Origin of the sequence: Fluviicola taffensis DSM 16823, from assembly GCF_943372375.1 — a bacterium.
GTDB classification, from domain to species: domain Bacteria; phylum Bacteroidota; class Bacteroidia; order Flavobacteriales_D; family Crocinitomicaceae; genus Fluviicola; species Fluviicola taffensis_A.
Map to the genome: position 1 here is coordinate 38,939 of NZ_CALRYJ010000007.1, position 17,192 is coordinate 56,130.

Sequence of the window (17,192 nt, forward strand, 5' to 3'; positions counted from 1 at the left end):
ATGAATTGTTTTAACTAAAAAAAAAAGAGTTATTCAACTTTGAAGAAATTAATTGTTATTCTGATGAAAAAACTACTCTTATTACTAGCGTTTGGTCCACTTTTTTTGTTTCAAACGTTGGCTCAAAAAACCGTATTCTACCTCAATGAAAAAATGGCGGTTGGCTGTTATGGTGCCAATCAAATGACAGATATTACGAAGAAAGTTACTATAACTTTTGAAAGTGAGAAGACCAATTTGTTTTTCTCCAGTATGAATTGCAAGTTTAGCGAAGATTGCACCAGTTATGGGGTTGTAAATGCGTCCACAGGTGGAGTGCTTTATTTGAATAGAGACAATGATTTGGGATTCATTTCTGAGAAGAATGAAAAAATTATTGTGTTACGAAAAAAAGGCGAACAAGTTGAAATTATTGGCGTTGCTTCCAGTGATAAGGACAAAGCGGAAGGAATTTCAGTTGCCAAAGAACAAGAAGTATATAAAAATGAATTGGCCAATTTCAAATCGATGCTTGACCGATTGAGAAATTCTGCCAAAATGCGCAAGATAAATGAATTTGCAGTGAAGGATAGCACCAGCACCTTTTTGGATAGCAAAGAGATTCTGAAAGATTCCAGAGGAATGAGCGGAATATACTATTCGACTTTCCCAATTAAAGTTGAATTTAGCTTGGCGAATGAAACGAGTCCGTATCCCTACGTCAAAAAGTTTTTAATCAACTACGATGAAAAAGCGAAAAGCCCTTTATTAACAATCAATACACAGTATGCCTATGAAACTGCAGACCGAGCTAAATTTGTAAAATGTGCTACTTTTTGGTTGGATAGCTACTGGAGAAATGTGTTAGATAAAAAGGGTGTTTTTGCATCCAGTGAAGCGGATAATGTAGACAACACGAAATATGAATATACAACGCATAGTGAGTCAAAAGATTTACAAGGAAATTCCATTTATGGAAAAGATTGGCAGACGAATTTTGACGGTGTTATTTATGAAGCAGAACCGGGAATCTTGTTAATTACAGGCAATTTTCAAACGTATTCCGATTACGAAAAGGCTAAAAAATACGGGGTGGTTGTAGTTCTATACAAAGCTGAAAAAGCGACCCAAGCGGCAAAATACACCAATGATGTGGCATGGGATAAAGTAAAAGAACTTTCACAAAAAATCGAGGCTGCTGGAAATGCAACGACTGCAACCCTGCCTACGGAAACGTTTAAGGATGCTCAAATAACTTCGGAAACAACAACATTTGCAAAACAAGAAGCAGCGAAAAATCATCCAAACGAGCAGGTTCAGTATACCTACATAGCTGGTAAAGACTGGAATATCGTGCGTGATAAATCGTCTGGAGCTATTATAAAAAGAACCTTAAGAATCATTGTAGTTGTTAAAATTGGAGCTCAATGTGCTTTCGAAAACGCTTCTATAACTCAAGCATACGATGGATCCAATTACGGTAGATCAGTATGGGGAGGATCTGGAGCACCGGTTTATTTTGATTGCAAGCAATTGAATCTGTACAAATAAGAAACAGCAACGACCGTTAAATAACAAATACACACTTTTTGATTTCAAACCCCCTTTTTACCAATTGGTAGAAAGGGGGTTTTGTTGTTTACAATGGCAAAAGAGGTAATCGGTTGGACCAATTTTCGAAAAAAAGAAAACATATTCTATTGGAATCTATCAGGCGACAATTTCATGGATCTTCACCAGCTTTTTGAGGCAAAGTATAACGATGTCGCATCAGCACCTTGGGCGGTGTGGCTATCGGAACAACTGCGGAGTTTGCTGCTACATCTAATTAAACGCCCGGGAAGGTTCCGGATATCCAGGGAATGTTGAAAGAATTGGTAGGTGACCCTTAAAATTCGTGCATTTGTGGGAAAGAAAAAGGTCGCGATAACATCCAGACCATATACCCTACCTTATATTAATAGCCACACACAAACAGCAATGATTGGAGACATTATTATATAATAGATGATGAAATACGACAAGCTAATCCGATACAGGTACTCGTAAGAATCTTTAAAATTCAATAAAAGCAATCCGTTTTTCTGTTTGAATCGGGTTGCATACCGAACCAACTTTCTTTGAAAATAGAATTGATGAATAAAAATCAAAACGACAACCAAGATTAGAAAGACAGGCACTTTCCTTAAAATGGGACAAGTCAAAATAATGAATAATACCTGAAAAGGAAAAAGCTGTCCGGAAGTACTTTTGAAAGAGTGCTCGCCAAAAGCATTCAATAAAAGCAATTTATTCTTGAAAGACAAAGAATCAAAACTCACTTCAGGATTAAACGGCTCTTTTTTGGTTCTAGTGTCATTCATAATTTCTCAACTCAATAGTCCTGATCCATTCAGGAGAAGAAGGTCGACCGGTAGGCGACCCTTAAAATTCGTGCATTTGTGGGAAAATAAAAAACGTGGGATGATTCATCGTCCCACGTTCCATTTATGTTTTTTTGCAACAATAGTTTACACAACCATATTCACAATCTTCCCCGGAACCACGATGACTTTCTTCGGAGCTTTTCCTTCCAGCCATTTTTGTGCTTCGGGCATGGCCAAAACTGCTTCTTCTACCTCTTTTGCAGAGAAAGTCGTTGGCAATTCGGCATTAAATCGCATTTTTCCATTGAAAGATACCGGATAAACCGTATTCGCTTCTACCAACATATCCGGATTGAATGTCGGGAACTGAGCCGTTGAAACCGTTCCGGCCTCATGACCCAATGCTTCCCACAATTCTTCTGCAGCATGTGGAGCGTAGGGAGCCAAGAGAATCACCACTTGTTCCAATACTTCTTTCGAGTGACATTTCTGATCCGTCAATTCGTTCACACAAATCATCATATTCGAAACATTCGTGTTGAAGGAATAACGCTCCAAATCATCTTCCACTTTCTTGATTGTCTTATGCAAAGTCTTCAATGATTCCTTGCTTGCAGGTTCGTTCGTAACGATCAGTTGACCCTCATTGTAGAACAAACGCCACAATTTGCGCAGGAAGTTATGTACCCCCGAAATTCCTTTCGTGTCCCAAGGCTTCGTTTGCTCCAAGGGACCTAAGAACATTTCGTACATGCGAAGCGTATCTGCTCCATACTTTTCACATAAATCATCTGGTGTAACAACGTTAAACCAACGTTTGGACATTTTGTCTACTTCGCGGCGAACAGTAATTTTTCCATTTTCATTTGGAACCAGTTCAATATCCTCGAATTGTGGTTGCCACGTTCTTAATTCATCAATTTTAATGCTTTCGTCGTCATTTATTAAATCAATTAGGATTCGTACTTCACGATATGTCTGAATCGAATTAGGAATCTCTGTATCAGTAATTTTATCAGCTACATGATTTGCTATTTCTTTTTCTGATTTCAATTGGTTTTCGATCAAATCGTAGGAATACAATTTATCATCTGCGCCTATATAAGCAATTGCAGATTTCCCCAAAATCATCCCCTGATTGATCATTTTCTTGAATGGCTCGTCAAAGGAAATGTATCCCATATCGAATAGGAATTTACACCAGAAACGGGAGTACAACAAGTGACCCGTTGCGTGCTCCGAACCTCCGATGTACAAATCCACCTGGTTCCAGTAATCCGCTTTTTCTTTCGAAACGAATTCCTGCGTATTGTGCGGATCCATGTAGCGCAAGAAGTAGAATGAACTTCCCGCCCAACCTGGCATCGTGTTGTATTCCATTCTGTCTCCTTCGGAGTATTTCCAAGCACTTTTTTCAGCACGAGCCAATGGCGGTTCGCCGTCTTCAGTTGGCAAATATTTGTCTACTTCCGGTAATTCGATCGGTAAATGCGCATCGTCCACCAAATGCGGAATGTCGTTTTTATAATAAACCGGGAAAGGTTCACCCCAATAACGCTGACGGGAGAAAATCGCATCGCGCAGACGGTAGTTGGTTTTACCAAAGCCTAATTGGTGTTCTTCAATTTTTGCAATTGCAGCTTTCATTGCTTCTTTCACTGAAAGTCCAGTCAAAAAACCGGAATCCGCAATGGTTCCTTCTTTCTCGGTGTAAGCAGCTTCGGAAATATCCACATTCTCAAAAATGTTCTTGATCGGAATATTGAAATGTTTCGCAAAATCCCAATCGCGTTGATCGCCACAAGGAACGGCCATCACAGCACCTGTTCCATAGGAAGCCAGGACGTAATCTCCGATCCAAACCGGAATTTTCTCTCCGGAGAACGGATGAATCGCGTAAGCTCCTGTAAACTGACCGGTGATGTTTTTCACATCCGCTTGTCTGTCGCGCTCCGATTTCAAAGAAGCAGCAGTTTTGTAGGCTTCTATCGCGTCTTTGTATTCTGCAGTGGTGATTTCATCAACCAATGGATGCTCAGGTGCCAAAACCATGAATGAAACTCCGAAGATTGTATCAGGACGGGTAGTGAAGACTTCGATTTGCGCTTCAGGTGACTGAGCGGAGTCGAAGGCAACCTGAAAACGAACAGAACAACCAACCGATTTTCCAATCCAGTTGCGCTGCATGTCTTTGATTGCATCTGTCCAATCAACCGTATCCAAGCCGGTGATCAAACGCTCAGCATATGCCTTGATTCGCATCGACCACTGACGCATCAGTTTTTGTTCCACCGGATGTCCGCCGCGCTCGGAAAGTCCGTTGATGACTTCGTCATTCGCCAGTACAGTTCCTAAAGCCGGACACCAGTTCACCCATGAATCCGCCAGGTAAGCCAAGCGGTATTCCATCAGGATATCCGATTTTTCTTTCTCAGAGTAAGCTTTCCATTCGTCAGCTGTAAACAAGTCAGTAAACTCACTGACAGCTTTTACCTCTGAGTTCCCATTTTTTTCGAATTCGGCGATCAATGAATCAATCGATTCTGCTTTATCCGTTTTGGTGTTATACCACGAATTGAAGATCTGTTTGAAGATCCATTGGGTCCATTTGTAATATTCCGGAGATGAGGTACGAACCTCTCTTTCCCAGTCGAATGAGAATCCGATCTTATCCAATTGATCGCGGTAACGCGCAATGTTTTGTTCTGTCGTAATTGCAGGATGCTGTCCGGTTTGAATCGCATATTGCTCCGCCGGAAGCCCGAATGAATCGTAACCCATCGGATGCAATACGTTGTAACCTCTCAGGCGTTTGTAACGCGCATAGATATCGGATGCAATGTAACCGAGCGGGTGACCAACGTGCAAACCGGCACCGGATGGATACGGGAACATATCCAATACATAGTATTTTGGTTTGGTACTGTTGTCTTCTGCGGCAAATGTCTTATGATCTGCCCAATGTTTGCGCCACTTGCGCTCGATATCATTAAAATTGTATTCCATGCTTTTACTTAGCTAAAAAGTGGGTCAAAGATACCAAAATAGAGCTAGTTATCGCCATTCACACATTTTTATCCGCATGTGATAATAAATAAGTGTAACCGAATCTTTTTTTATTGTTATTTAGTTAAAAATTAGGCTTATGACTCTCCGTATTTTCCCCGCTCTTTTCGCAGTTAGTTTCCTTTTTGGAGCTGCAGGTTCTGTAAATGCTGCAGAACAAGTTGTTACACAACAACAAGTTACTCTTGGAATGAAAGCTACTTCTTCAACTGAAGCAAGTAACAATTTCCGTCCGAAAAAGAAAAAGAAATCAAAAGGAAGAAGACACGGAGGCTGTGAGGCTTACGGAGGATAATCCCTTTCACGACAACAGATAGTTTTGACTTGATTTGATTCTTTTTTGTGATTCTATTCACAGAAGAGAATCTTTTCTATTTGAAAAAAACTATTTTTAATCCATGTTTCGATTTTTTCTCTCCTTTTCGTTGCTTCTCGTTTGCTTTGTTGGTATTTCAAATAGAGCTTTTGCGGGTAATGGAGACGAAGCGAGTTATCGGAAAGCGTACCTCACTGAAAAAGACAACACCAAAAAATTCTGGCGCCAGGTTGCACTTGGTAAGTTTTATCAATTGAATAATGTCCAAAAGGCAGATTCGATCCGATATGCGATTATTGATGCCAGTAGAACTGAGTCCGATTCTGCGAAATTGCAGGCATTGATTTTCGACTTACGCATTGAAGCTCTTCAAGGAAATAAGACCGCTTACTACGCTAAGATCCTTCAGTTACAACCTTATTTGTCGCGCACGGATTCCAAGTTGAATCAGGTGAATATTTTTCATTTGTTGGCGGAATACCACATTGCTTATCGCGAATTTGAGCAAGCGGATATTTATCTGACAGAAGCCTTGCGTTTTTCAAAACGCGTGAGAAGCTATGCCTTGATTGCAGAGACCAATCGCTTATTCGCAAAGCTAAACATGGAGCAGAATAAACGGGCTGCTTCCTTGGAGTATGCTGAAACTTCGATTCAATATGCTCGTCGCTCAACAGATAAATCGTTGATGGCTAAATGCATGAATATGCAATCTGCTATTTATAGTTTCTTTGGTCAGGTGGAATTATCTGTTTCGAAAAACTTCATTGCACTTCAATTGGCAAAGGAAGCCAATGATTTTCCTCAGGTAGCCAAGTATCAGCGGGAGATCGGAGAATCTCAGTACCAAATCTTTAATTACGACAATGCGAATACCTTTTTCCTTCAATCCCGCGAAACAGCAATAAAAATTCAGGATACACGATTAGTTGGGCTCGCGGATACGGATATCGGTTTGGTCAAATTGGCTAAAAAGGAATACGCAGAAGCCATTGCTGAATTGAAAGGAGTTGTTCGAACACTTCAGTCATTCAACGATCAGGATGGATTGGGATTAGCCCATAAGTACCTGGGGAATGCCTTTAACGAACAAAAAAAATACGATGAAGCTCTGCGCTACTATAATATGGCTCTGGTTTACTTTGAATCTGCTTCGAACCGGTCTGAAATTGCATCGGTATATCATTTGGTAGGAACTGTTTTTGCCGAGCAGGGGAAGTATAAGAATGCGCTCAATTATTTGAATCGTTCCATTGACATCCGTTCCCAATATGGTTATATCGGAGGAATTTACCCTTCCTATAAAGAGATTGCGGACGTTTACAAAAAGACGGGAAACATGAAATTGGCCTATCAGTATCTGGATATGTATTCGGATTATTCGGATAGTGCGCGGATTGTGGAAGTAAGCGCGAAAATTGCAGAGTTGTCCGAGTTGTACCGCTCCGAACAACGCGAGCGCCTGATCGCCATCCAGGCAGATTCCATCGAATTACAGCGCAAGCAGAAGGAAAACACGGAACTACGGAATATTTTCCAGATGTATATCATCATCGGATTTTTGGTGGTTTTGGCTCTGGCAGCTTTCATTCTTTACAACCGTTGGAAACAGCGGAATATCCGTCAATTGCAGCGCGAAGCGGAAATGAACCAGACCTTGTTGCGTTCACAGATGAATCCACATTTTGTATTCAATGCCATGTCTGTGATCCAAAGTTACATTTATGAGAACGACACGAAGAACTCGACCAAATTTCTGATCAACTTTTCAAAATTGATGCGCCTGATCCTGGAAAATTCTTCCAAGGAGTTTATTCCATTGGCTACGGAGATCGACATCTTGAATAAGTACCTGGAAACTCAAAAACTGCGATTTGGTGACCGTTTTGAATACGAGGTAAGTGTGAATGAACAATTGCTGGAGCAGGAAGTCATTATTCCCCCGATGATCACCCAGCCATTTATTGAAAATGCCATTGAGCATGGTCAACTGCATACGATTGAAGGCGGATTTATCCACGTGCGATTCACGAAGGACGAAGAAATGCTTCATGTAATGATCGAAGACAACGGAATCGGTAGAAAAGGTTCCAGGAACAATAAGAAAAGTGCCGAACACAAAAGTATGGCGATGAAGATCACCCAGGATCGGATCAATAACCTGAGCTATAAATACAAGATTCTGGGAAGGATGGAAATGGAAGACTACGACAAAGTGGAAGAAACAGGAACGCTCGTGAATATCTATCTTCCATTCAGAACGGAGGGAGGAAATAGTTAATTAGAAACTTCGACTCCACTCAGTTTCCTTCTCGGATTACGGGAAAATTTTAGGCATTAAAATTCCCAAGGTGACTGAGCGTAGTCGAAGGCACCGGCATAATAAACTCCTGCCTAAAGCGTTTAATGGGTATAAATTTTTATCTTTCGGGAAAATCCATCAACAAACCATGAAAAAAGTATTAATCATTGATGACGAGCAAAGAACGCGTGAATTGATTGCTAAAATGATCGAATCATTTGATCTGGACATTCAAACATTCCCAGTTGGCGAAAACGTTCAATCCGGATTAGCTGCCATCAAAGAAATCAAACCTGACCTGGTATTCCTGGACATCCAAATGCCGGATGGAACAGGATTCGATTTATTGAAATCGATCCCGGAAAAAAACTTCGAAGTCATTTTCATAACAGCGCATGAAGAGTTCGCCATCAAAGCGATTAAGTTCTCAGCGTTGGATTATATCTTGAAACCGGTTGATCCGGAAGAATTGAAAGCAGCATTGGAACGTGCTTTGGAATCGATCAAGGATGCGGATAAAAAGCAAGGGTCGCAATTTGAGGCCTTGCAGAATAATATTCAACCGAATCAAAAACGCAGATTGGTCTTGAAAACGCAAGAAAGTGTTCATGTGGTGGATCTGGATCATATTATCCGTTGTGAGGCTGACCGGAACTACACTTCATTCTTTCTTACGGAGGGCAAGAAAATTTTAGTTTCAAGAACCTTGAAAGATTATGAGACTTTATTGTCCGGACACAACTTTCTGCGTGTTCAGCAATCGCATTTGATCAATTTGAATTTCGTGGATAGATATGACAAAGGAAATGGAGGAGCGGTCGTCATGAAAGATGGTTCCGAGGTACCTTTATCTCCTGCAAAACGCGACATTTTCTTCCAAATTTTGGAAAGTTTATAAAGCCTGTTAAGTTGTTTCTGCTAAATATTCATTCAAAAAGGGTATTTATTCATTAGTTGATAACTGTGTTTAACACATAGCTATCTTAGGAGAGGAAATAAGGAGAATGGAATCAGGTTGTTTTCTATGTTAGGTTAAAGTTGAAACGGAAAATACTGCAATGGAGAGGCAGTTTTTTCATTTTCTAGTTTTATTGAAGAGTATACAGTTCTATCACCGTCAAAGACTTGACCAATTTAAAAACTTAGAAACAACCTGATTTTCATTAAATTTGATTGTTCACACGCGACATACAGACTAAAACACTACTAAACGAATTAAAGACTCATGTATTCATGGGTCTTTTTCTTTGAAAAGTATTAAACATTTCGTCGTTTAAATGTTTTTTTATAAGTTTAGTCGAAAACTCAGTTTTCAATTCATCAATTCATTTAATTTTGCTCAAAAATGGAAATGGACACAACTAATTTTGTTCAAATTGAAAAAGAGGAGGTAGCAGGTTTGCATTTTCCGAAAGAGGAAGTCTTGGAAGATACGGATTTGATCAGCATTCGCAAAGCGGATGTGAACCGCGCAATCTCTCTTGGAAATTTGGAACATTCTAAAGTAAAGATTTACTTTGCAGACGATAAAGGGGAAAAGGTTGTGCATACAACTATCTGGGCAGTGACAGATGTTGCAATCGTTTTAAAACAACACGTTCTTATTCCAACTCATCGTATCATCAAACTAGAAATATAATAGCATGTCGAAAAAAAAGTCAATCATTAGCTATGATAAGCTGAGTATCGATCAAAAGAAACAATTGTTAATTGCATTTCCGGAAGGGTTTGCTGGAATTACCACAAAAATGACCAATCCGATTACCGGAGAAATTTTTGATTCAATTTTGTGGGAAACAGAGGAGATTATTTACCTGGTGAAACTTCCTAAGATAACAATGAAATCTCCATCTGTAGAAGATGATGAAGATGATTTCGAAGATGATTTCGATTCAGTGGATGCAAAAGGAGAAGAGGAAGAGGATGTTGCTGACGATGACGACGACGATTCTTACGACGATGCTCCGGACGAAGCAGCAGAGGAAGACGACGAAGATTAATATTTATTGAAAAAATATGCGCCCCGATTCCGTGCAAACGAGATCGGGGTGTTTTTTAATACTATGGTTGAAGAAGAACAAAAAGCATCCCCTAATCTGTCGGAACAAGCAGACGAAGAAAAGGCGCTTAAGCGGAAAAAGTGGCTTAAGCGTGCGGGAATTGCCGGTTTTTTGTTCTTTCTGATTAAAGGGTTAGCTTGGATTGCAGTGGCTCTTTTCGCATGGAAGGGCTGCAGCTAAAGTTTACCTTTTCCGGAATCGGACATTAGTAGAAAACACATTTCATGTTTCATCGGCTTGCTTTTTTAATCTCCTTTTTGCTACTAAAGGCTAGTCTTACGTCCGCTCAGGACTCAACAGCTGTTTATTTTAAAACCGGAAGTCATAAGATATCCGCGTATTCCCAAAAAACACTTGAAACTCTATTCACGAATCTTGATTATACCAATCTTATTGAAATAAAATTCATCGGCTATTCAGATAGTATTGGAAATATTGAGTCGAACCAAAAACTTTCTGAAAGAAGAGCAAAAGCCGTTTCAAAAGCCACTAAAGGATATGTGAGTTCCGGGATTTCAATCATCACGGAATCGAAGGGTGAATTGCCAAGAAAGGTAGATAGTTTAAGCAGACGGGTTGATATAATCTTTCGCTATAGTAACTTTTCAGAGATCAATGAAAAGGATACTATCATTATACAGCCAGATGACCCAAGGTGTTTTTTCATCGATCAATATTTTGAAGCGTACAGCAACGCTAAAATCAAAGTGAATAAAAAGAAAAATGTTGTTTACCTGCAAGTACTCAATTATCCGGAGTTTTCTTCACGAAAATATTACTATGTCAAGAACCCGTCTCAGAAGAATGCCGTAGCTCAGCGAGTGAACTTTAAATTGGAGACAACTGGAAAGTTGTGGTGGCGCGAAAAACGATTAACTGCAACTGCTCCCAAAGACAGTTATGATAAGTATGGTTTGTTCTATTTGGAAAATCCGCCATGTGAAGGCTGCAAGGAACAGTTATTTAAAAAGGACACGAATGTTTTCTCAGGAACAAGCATCAACGATGACCATTTCATCATGAGCGTCACACAACTCAAAGCGAAACTGTTTCGTCCCAATATGCTCCAAATACGAATCCCAAAGGAATTTATGGAGGAAAATGAATCCTATTATGCGGTCAAAGAACTTTGGGATGGTGGCACCAAAAGGGAAAAGTTGAGTTGGGAAACCAAAAGAGGCAAGAAAAGGGCTGATTATTTCTATTCAAAGATTAGAATCAAGGGTGTGAGATCTGTTTCCATTGCAAGTCCACAACGTACTTCCTATTGTCGGGGAAGAGGTGGTGAACCAGGATTAGGTTACCATGGCTTGCCTTGCGGTTTCAAGGATGGCTCTCCTTTTCCGGGAGAATTCTTTTTTACGCCTGGAATTCATGCATTTTATCACAATGACACGGTAACTGCATTTGTTTCTGCAGGAGTAGGTTATGAGTTGAAACAGCATGAACTTGCAGTAAATATGGGCATCAATCACCGGCTTGGGTTGTACTATTCGGGATATTACCATTTTAACTTTCTGAATTTCAGCACCATGACAAACCGCATGTTGGATCCTTGGCAGAAACTCGGCAATAGTAGATTTACGACCCGGATCAAAGTTTACGCCGGACCGGAATTCCGATCCAGTTACAACAAAAAATACAGGTCTTTTTCCGAACTGAATGTACACCTCGGTTTTTCAGTGGCATGGAACAATGGCTTAAATTATTACATTCAAGGAGGAATAGCCCGGGATTTATCGAACAGAATCAATACCGGTTTCTATCCTTATATTCAGGCAGGAATTCGGTTCAGATTAAACCTGTAAAAAACAATAGGGTCGGAAAATATCTTGCCGGTAAGATTTAGTGATTATTCACTTTTCCCAAGTTTCTTGATACTTTGGTTTTCCACCAATGATTTCATTTGTGTGATTGCAATTTTGTTTAGTTGAATCAACCTTTCATTTTGTGGAATAACCTGAGCAATGAGGATTGCATTGATACTTTCCAGATTGGATAACACCACTAATTGTTGAATGGTAGCGTAATCTCTGATATTTCCCTTTTCATTTGGACTTATATCACGCCATTGTTTGGCTGTCATTCCAAAAAGAGCCATGTTCAACACATCTGCCTCAGTTGCATAAACCAACGAAGTTTGATTCTTGCCCAATTCCTGCGGAATGAGATTTTCCTTAATAGCATCCGTATGGATCTTATAGTTGACTTTTGCTAATGTTCTTTGAATACTCCATTCGATCTGGAGGCGATTACTTTCCTCTTCTTTCAGTCGCTGGAATTCTTTTATAATGTATAATTTGAACTCAATTGAAACCCAGGATGCAAACTCAAAAGCGATATCTTTGTGCGCAAAAGTCCCACCATAACGACCAGATTTTGATATAATACCAATGGCATTTGTGGTCTCGATCCAGCGTTTAGGAGTAAGTACAAAACTATTTAATCCGGCTTGTTTTTTAAACCCGTCGAATTCGACGGGTTTAAAATTGGGATTGTACATCTGCTCCCAAAAACCTAGTAATTCAATAGTGTTGCGATTTCTTAACCAATTTTTAATAATGTCATCTGTATTAGCAGTATCTTTGTAGCGAGCAATATCGGTTAAGGAAATATAGTCTTCGGAATCACCTTTATAGATGGCAATTGGTGTGCCTTGAACTTCAATTGTTTGATTTTTTGCCATTTCTTATTCGTAATGTAATAGTTAGTAATCTTTATCTGAAATGAAAAAGACTCTTTATACAAAATAAGAAATATTGACAAAACAAAACAGTAGGGGCGGAAAATTTTCCGCCCCTACTGTTTTGCGAATCATTCGCATATTTTTCAAACAAATAGTTTAATCATTCAATTTCAATACCGCCATAAATGCTTCTTGCGGGATTTCCACTTTACCAACCTGGCGCATGCGTTTCTTTCCTTCTTTTTGTTTTTCCAACAACTTACGCTTACGGGAAATATCACCACCGTAACATTTAGCTGTCACATCCTTACGCAAAGCTTTAATGGTTTCACGGGCAATGATTTTCGCTCCGATTGCTGCCTGAATTGGAATTTCGAATTGTTGTCTTGGGATTAATTCTTTCAGTTTCACGCAAATCTTCTTTCCTAGGTCATAAGCATTGCTGCGGTGAACCAATGCAGAAAGTGCATCCAATTGTTCTCCGTTCAATAAGATGTCCATACGGATCAAATCAGATGTTTTGTATCCGATCGGGTGATAATCAAAGGAGGCATAACCACGCGAAACGGATTTCAAACGGTCGTAAAAGTCAAATACAATCTCTGCCAAAGGCATTTCAAAGCTTAATTCAACACGATCTTGAGTCAGATATACCTGATTTTTCAATTCACCGCGTTTCTCAATACACAAAGACATAATTTGTCCGATGTACTCTGATTTCGTGATAACCTGAGCTTTAATGTATGGTTCTTCAATATGGTCCAAACTGGATGGATCCGGCAATTCAGATGGATTGTTCACCAACAATTTCACCTCCGGATTACGGGTTGTATAACAGTAGTAAGAAACGTTCGGTACGGTTGTAATCACAGTCATGTTGAACTCGCGCTCCAAACGTTCCTGGATGATCTCCATGTGTAACATTCCCAGGAATCCACAACGGAATCCGAAACCAAGTGCTGCGGAAGATTCCGGTTCGAACACCAGGGATGAATCATTCAACTGCAGTTTCTCCATGGAGTAACGCAATTCTTCGTATTCATCTGTCTCTACCGGGTAAATCCCGGCAAATACCATTGGTTTTACGTCTTCAAATCCTTTAATTGGAACTTCACAAGGATCTGCAGTAAGGGTAATCGTATCTCCAACTTTTACTTCTTTGGCAGTCTTGATTCCTGAAATAATATATCCCACATCACCTGCGCGAACTTCCTGCCTCGGACTCAAGTCCATTTTCAGAATTCCAACTTCATCTGCACTGTAATCTTTTCCTGTATTTAAGAAACGAACTTTGTCGCCTTTCTTGATCACTCCGTTTTTAACGCGGTAATAAGCGATGATTCCTCTGAAAGGATTAAATACCGAATCAAAGATCATGGCTTGTAATTGACCTTTCTCATCCCCTTTCGGAGATGGAATGCGCTCGATAATTGCCCGTAGGATTTCATCAACTCCCATTCCTGTTTTCCCTGAAGCCGGGATTACATCGTTCGGGTCACAACCGATCAGTTCTACAATTTGATCTGTCACCTCTTCCGGATTTGCACTTGGCAAGTCCATTTTATTTAAGATCGGAATGATTTCCAGATCATGCTCCAAAGCCAGGTATAAGTTGGAAATTGTTTGAGCTTCGATTCCTTGTGTAGCATCTACAATCAGTAAAGCTCCTTCACAAGCCGCGATCGAACGCGAAACCTCGTAAGAGAAATCCACGTGTCCGGGAGTGTCGATCAAATTCAATATATACTCTTGCCCTTCAAACTTGTAATTCATTTGAATGGCATGCGATTTAATAGTAATACCACGCTCACGTTCCAAATCCATATTATCCAAAGCCTGAGCTTGCATATCACGATCAGATATGGTTCCAGTTGTTTGCAACAAACGATCGGCCAAAGTACTCTTCCCATGGTCGATATGTGCGATAATACAAAAATTGCGGATATGCTTCATGGCGCAAAGATAATGCTTTTTTTTTCAGTTATGGGAAGGGATACTAACTCGTTGAATGGCACAAAATTTCCTGGAAGAAAGGGACGCTGCTATCTTATTAAGGTTAAAAATCCCTGACCCGTTAATTGTGCCTTATCCGGAAAGCTCACTTCATAGGTGTAAAAATAAACTCCGTCCGATACAGGATTTCCGTTTGTTTTACCATCCCAGGTTTCGTTTTTTCCGTTCAACTCGGCAAGCAGATTTCCCCAGCGATTGATTATTTGCACATGCATACTAAGAGCATCCGGGAATGTCAGAAAAAATTCATCATTGATCCCGTCTCCATTCGGAGTGAATGAATTGGCGAGTATGGGGTTTTCATGAGTTGAATCCGGTTCAGGAGTTGTCCCCAAAATGGTCACATAGATGATGCTGGTATCCGAGCAAGAGCCATTACTTGCTGTTAGCACAACCGGATAGATTCCCGGCACATTGAACGTTGCAGATTCGATTTCGTTGACGTTCGTTGTATTGGTCGATAAATTGGGAGTAAATTGAAAATGGAAAGAGGTGGCATTTTGACTGGAATTGAAAAAATGAACGGTTAGTCCCGGATCACCAATCAGTGTGTCCGCCGTGAATGCTGCAATTGGTTGCTGGGTACAGTCTGAAGGCTTCCAGGTTATCCCTCGGAGATGGTTTCCGCTGAATACCGAATTGGGAGCGAGGTTTACGGTTTGTAAGGGACCTCCATTGACAGAACATTTATTTACGATGTAGGTTCCGCTACCTCTTGCTATAAAAACCTCATTGTCTTTGACCGTTAAGTCAGCCATGGAATAATAAGGAGCCTGGCAAACCAATACGGGCGGATTCATAAAGTTCAAATTCTGCTTGAAAACGCGGCTGTCTGAGTTTACGGAACAATCGAAATAGAAGAGCATTCCCTGTTCATCAAAATCAATCGCATCAGCTTCCGATTCAAGTGCGTTCGTTGTCGGGTGACTGAAGATTCCTATGATCTGTCCCTGCATAGTAGCAAGGTTCACCTGAACCAGTGATTCCGAGCAATAATCTCCGTCTGATGGGCCGCCGTTGAGACTTACTGAGACATACAGTTGATTGTTTTGTGGATTGAAAGCAATCCCTTCCATGGTGGAAATCGTATGTCCGGGAACATTCACAGGTCCCAAGGTGGTGTAAACTCCGGTTTCGGAAATTTGAAAGATGGAATTTCCCAAAGGAATCTCAATTCCGAAGTAGCAATTTTGGGATTCACTCCATTCCAAACTGAACGGGTCGAATCCGGGAGCATTGGTAATGTTCAGATACAGGCTAACTCCTCCATCATTCTTATTGACCTTATAGAGTTTTTGATTGGATAAGAGGATAAGTGAATCAGTTGCAGTTTGTGAATGCCCGATCATGGCGATGAAAAGGAATGCCCAAGCGATGATTTGTTTTAGATGGAGAGAAGCAGCAATCATGGTGTTGATTGGAAATTTAAGGTTTAGACACTTGGTCCTTAGTTGATTGAATAAGTTGTTCTAAAAGCTAATGTAACACTTTTGATAACTAGTTGCTATAAATATTCACGGTTTATCCAAAATCGTCTTCACAATTCCCTGAATACGTCCGGCCATTTCATCTGTTGGAAGGTCGTTGTCATCCTGTCCGAAAGGGTCTTCAATTTCTTCTGCCAAAATTTCGATACTGACGAATACGTAGAATATAAACGTTGCAATAATTGCGGAATAATAGCCAAAATTCACCACGAAAGCGAAGGGAAGTGTAATGACATAACTGAAGATGAATTTCTTGAAGAACATCGAATAAGAATAAGGAATCGGAGTGTTTTTGATGCGCTCACAAGCCCCGACGCAGTCGATGAAACCATTCAGATTTTTGTCCAAACGCAACAAGTCTTCTTCTGAAATGACCCCTGCTTTCTTAAGTTGATGTAATCTGCGATACATTAATTCCACAATTCCGGATGGAACGTGATCCAATGCCTCCAAAAATTTGCGCTCTTCTTCTGTCAGATCCAGAAGTGAGTAATTTGTTCCTTCACGCAAATGTTCTTTGATGCAAAGGGCAAAATTCCCGATGTGCCTTCCAAAATAATGGTTGTCTTCCAGGCTCAGATCCATAGCAGTCAATTTCACCGCCAGGTTTCGGGAATCATTCACCAATTCGCCCCATTTTTTGCGACCTTCCCACCAACGATCATAAGCGGTATTTGTCCTGAATGCAAGTAATAAGGAAATAACGAAACCAAGGATCGAATAGATGGAAAACAATTTTTCAAGTACAACAGCCTTTGGGAAAAAGAAATCTTCGGCCAATGCAACCCCCATCGTGAAAATGAAAATGAACACCAATTCCTTCCACAAGATAGACAGTGTATCACTCTTGGTGAGGTGAAAAATCAATGTGAGCCAACTTTTAGGGTTGTATGTAATCATAGTTTAGCTTATGGAAA

General features: G+C 40.2%; 14 protein-coding genes. 8 read left to right on the forward strand and 6 right to left on the reverse strand.

Annotated features, from left to right (window positions below; all coding sequences use genetic code 11):
• The first annotated feature begins 63 nt into the window (after window positions 1-63).
• Window positions 64-1,530, forward strand: coding sequence for a hypothetical protein (locus tag AAG807_RS11220; protein WP_341903718.1), 1,467 nt, complete (start codon window positions 64-66; stop codon window positions 1,528-1,530).
• A gap of 401 nt (window positions 1,531-1,931) precedes the next feature.
• On the opposite strand, the gene AAG807_RS11225 is transcribed toward AAG807_RS11220, so the two are convergent.
• Both AAG807_RS11225 and AAG807_RS11230 read right to left on the reverse strand, forming a co-directional pair.
• Complete coding sequence (locus AAG807_RS11225) at window positions 1,932-2,342, reverse strand: hypothetical protein (protein WP_341903721.1); 411 nt, start codon at window positions 2,340-2,342, stop codon at window positions 1,932-1,934.
• A gap of 147 nt (window positions 2,343-2,489) precedes the next feature.
• Window positions 2,490-5,351, reverse strand: coding sequence for a class I tRNA ligase family protein (locus AAG807_RS11230; protein WP_341903723.1), 2,862 nt, complete (start codon window positions 5,349-5,351; stop codon window positions 2,490-2,492).
• 139 nt (window positions 5,352-5,490) lie between these two features.
• Here AAG807_RS11230 and AAG807_RS11235 point away from each other — a divergent pair, with 139 nt between their 5' ends.
• The 7 genes from AAG807_RS11235 to AAG807_RS11265 all read left to right on the forward strand — a co-directional run bounded on the left by AAG807_RS11235 (window position 5,491) and on the right by AAG807_RS11265 (window position 11,897).
• Window positions 5,491-5,706, forward strand: a complete 216-nt coding sequence (locus tag AAG807_RS11235; protein ID WP_341903724.1) for a hypothetical protein — start codon at window positions 5,491-5,493, stop codon at window positions 5,704-5,706.
• Window positions 5,707-5,809: 103 nt separating this feature from the next.
• Window positions 5,810-8,008 (forward strand): histidine kinase, encoded by a 2,199-nt coding sequence (locus AAG807_RS11240; protein WP_341903726.1) that lies wholly within the window; start codon window positions 5,810-5,812, stop codon window positions 8,006-8,008.
• Window positions 8,009-8,177: 169 nt separating this feature from the next.
• Window positions 8,178-8,927 carry a LytTR family DNA-binding domain-containing protein gene (locus AAG807_RS11245; RefSeq protein WP_341903729.1) on the forward strand — a complete coding sequence of 250 codons (750 nt, stop codon included), beginning with the start codon at window positions 8,178-8,180 and terminating at the stop codon, window positions 8,925-8,927.
• A 453-nt stretch (window positions 8,928-9,380) separates the two neighbouring features.
• Window positions 9,381-9,668 carry a hypothetical protein gene (locus AAG807_RS11250; RefSeq protein WP_341903731.1) on the forward strand — a complete coding sequence of 96 codons (288 nt, stop codon included), beginning with the start codon at window positions 9,381-9,383 and terminating at the stop codon, window positions 9,666-9,668.
• Window positions 9,669-9,672: 4 nt separating this feature from the next.
• Window positions 9,673-10,029, forward strand: coding sequence for a hypothetical protein (locus AAG807_RS11255; RefSeq protein WP_341903734.1), 357 nt, complete (start codon window positions 9,673-9,675; stop codon window positions 10,027-10,029).
• Window positions 10,030-10,092: 63 nt separating this feature from the next.
• Window positions 10,093-10,269 (forward strand): hypothetical protein, encoded by a 177-nt coding sequence (locus tag AAG807_RS11260; protein WP_341903736.1) that lies wholly within the window; start codon window positions 10,093-10,095, stop codon window positions 10,267-10,269.
• 44 nt (window positions 10,270-10,313) lie between these two features.
• Window positions 10,314-11,897: an OmpA family protein gene (locus AAG807_RS11265; protein WP_341903739.1), complete on the forward strand. Its 1,584-nt coding sequence runs from the start codon at window positions 10,314-10,316 to the stop codon at window positions 11,895-11,897.
• 44 nt (window positions 11,898-11,941) lie between these two features.
• Here AAG807_RS11265 and AAG807_RS11270 read toward each other — a convergent pair whose 3' ends face one another.
• The 4 genes from AAG807_RS11270 to AAG807_RS11285 form a co-directional block, all read right to left on the reverse strand.
• The gene (locus tag AAG807_RS11270; RefSeq protein WP_341903741.1) at window positions 11,942-12,775 is read right to left on the reverse strand and encodes a KilA-N domain-containing protein; all 834 of its coding nucleotides are present in this window, start codon (window positions 12,773-12,775) and stop codon (window positions 11,942-11,944) included.
• Window positions 12,776-12,931: 156 nt separating this feature from the next.
• A complete protein-coding gene (gene lepA, locus AAG807_RS11275; RefSeq protein ID WP_341903743.1) occupies window positions 12,932-14,728 on the reverse strand; it encodes a translation elongation factor 4 in 1,797 nt (598 codons plus the stop codon).
• Between the two features lie 89 nt (window positions 14,729-14,817).
• Complete coding sequence (locus tag AAG807_RS11280) at window positions 14,818-16,197, reverse strand: gliding motility-associated C-terminal domain-containing protein (RefSeq protein WP_341903744.1); 1,380 nt, start codon at window positions 16,195-16,197, stop codon at window positions 14,818-14,820.
• Between the two features lie 105 nt (window positions 16,198-16,302).
• Entirely contained in the window at window positions 16,303-17,175 is an 873-nt protein-coding gene (locus AAG807_RS11285) for a bestrophin family ion channel (RefSeq protein ID WP_341903747.1), read from the reverse strand.
• Window positions 17,176-17,192: the final 17 nt, after the last annotated feature.

What these genes read in the sequence shown, in the direction of transcription:
- AAG807_RS11220 (WP_341903718.1), top strand. Translation starts at nt 64, where the DNA reads ATGAAAAAACTACTCTTATTACTAGCGTTTGGTCCACTTTTTTTGTTT.
- AAG807_RS11225 (WP_341903721.1), bottom strand. Translation starts at nt 2,342, where the DNA reads ATGAATGACACTAGAACCAAAAAAGAGCCGTTTAATCCTGAAGTGAGT.
- AAG807_RS11230 (WP_341903723.1), bottom strand. Translation starts at nt 5,351, where the DNA reads ATGGAATACAATTTTAATGATATCGAGCGCAAGTGGCGCAAACATTGG.
- AAG807_RS11235 (WP_341903724.1), top strand. Translation starts at nt 5,491, where the DNA reads ATGACTCTCCGTATTTTCCCCGCTCTTTTCGCAGTTAGTTTCCTTTTT.
- AAG807_RS11240 (WP_341903726.1), top strand. Translation starts at nt 5,810, where the DNA reads ATGTTTCGATTTTTTCTCTCCTTTTCGTTGCTTCTCGTTTGCTTTGTT.
- AAG807_RS11245 (WP_341903729.1), top strand. Translation starts at nt 8,178, where the DNA reads ATGAAAAAAGTATTAATCATTGATGACGAGCAAAGAACGCGTGAATTG.
- AAG807_RS11250 (WP_341903731.1), top strand. Translation starts at nt 9,381, where the DNA reads ATGGACACAACTAATTTTGTTCAAATTGAAAAAGAGGAGGTAGCAGGT.
- AAG807_RS11255 (WP_341903734.1), top strand. Translation starts at nt 9,673, where the DNA reads ATGTCGAAAAAAAAGTCAATCATTAGCTATGATAAGCTGAGTATCGAT.
- AAG807_RS11260 (WP_341903736.1), top strand. Translation starts at nt 10,093, where the DNA reads ATGGTTGAAGAAGAACAAAAAGCATCCCCTAATCTGTCGGAACAAGCA.
- AAG807_RS11265 (WP_341903739.1), top strand. Translation starts at nt 10,314, where the DNA reads ATGTTTCATCGGCTTGCTTTTTTAATCTCCTTTTTGCTACTAAAGGCT.
- AAG807_RS11270 (WP_341903741.1), bottom strand. Translation starts at nt 12,775, where the DNA reads ATGGCAAAAAATCAAACAATTGAAGTTCAAGGCACACCAATTGCCATC.
- lepA (WP_341903743.1), bottom strand. Translation starts at nt 14,728, where the DNA reads ATGAAGCATATCCGCAATTTTTGTATTATCGCACATATCGACCATGGG.
- AAG807_RS11280 (WP_341903744.1), bottom strand. Translation starts at nt 16,197, where the DNA reads ATGATTGCTGCTTCTCTCCATCTAAAACAAATCATCGCTTGGGCATTC.
- AAG807_RS11285 (WP_341903747.1), bottom strand. Translation starts at nt 17,175, where the DNA reads ATGATTACATACAACCCTAAAAGTTGGCTCACATTGATTTTTCACCTC.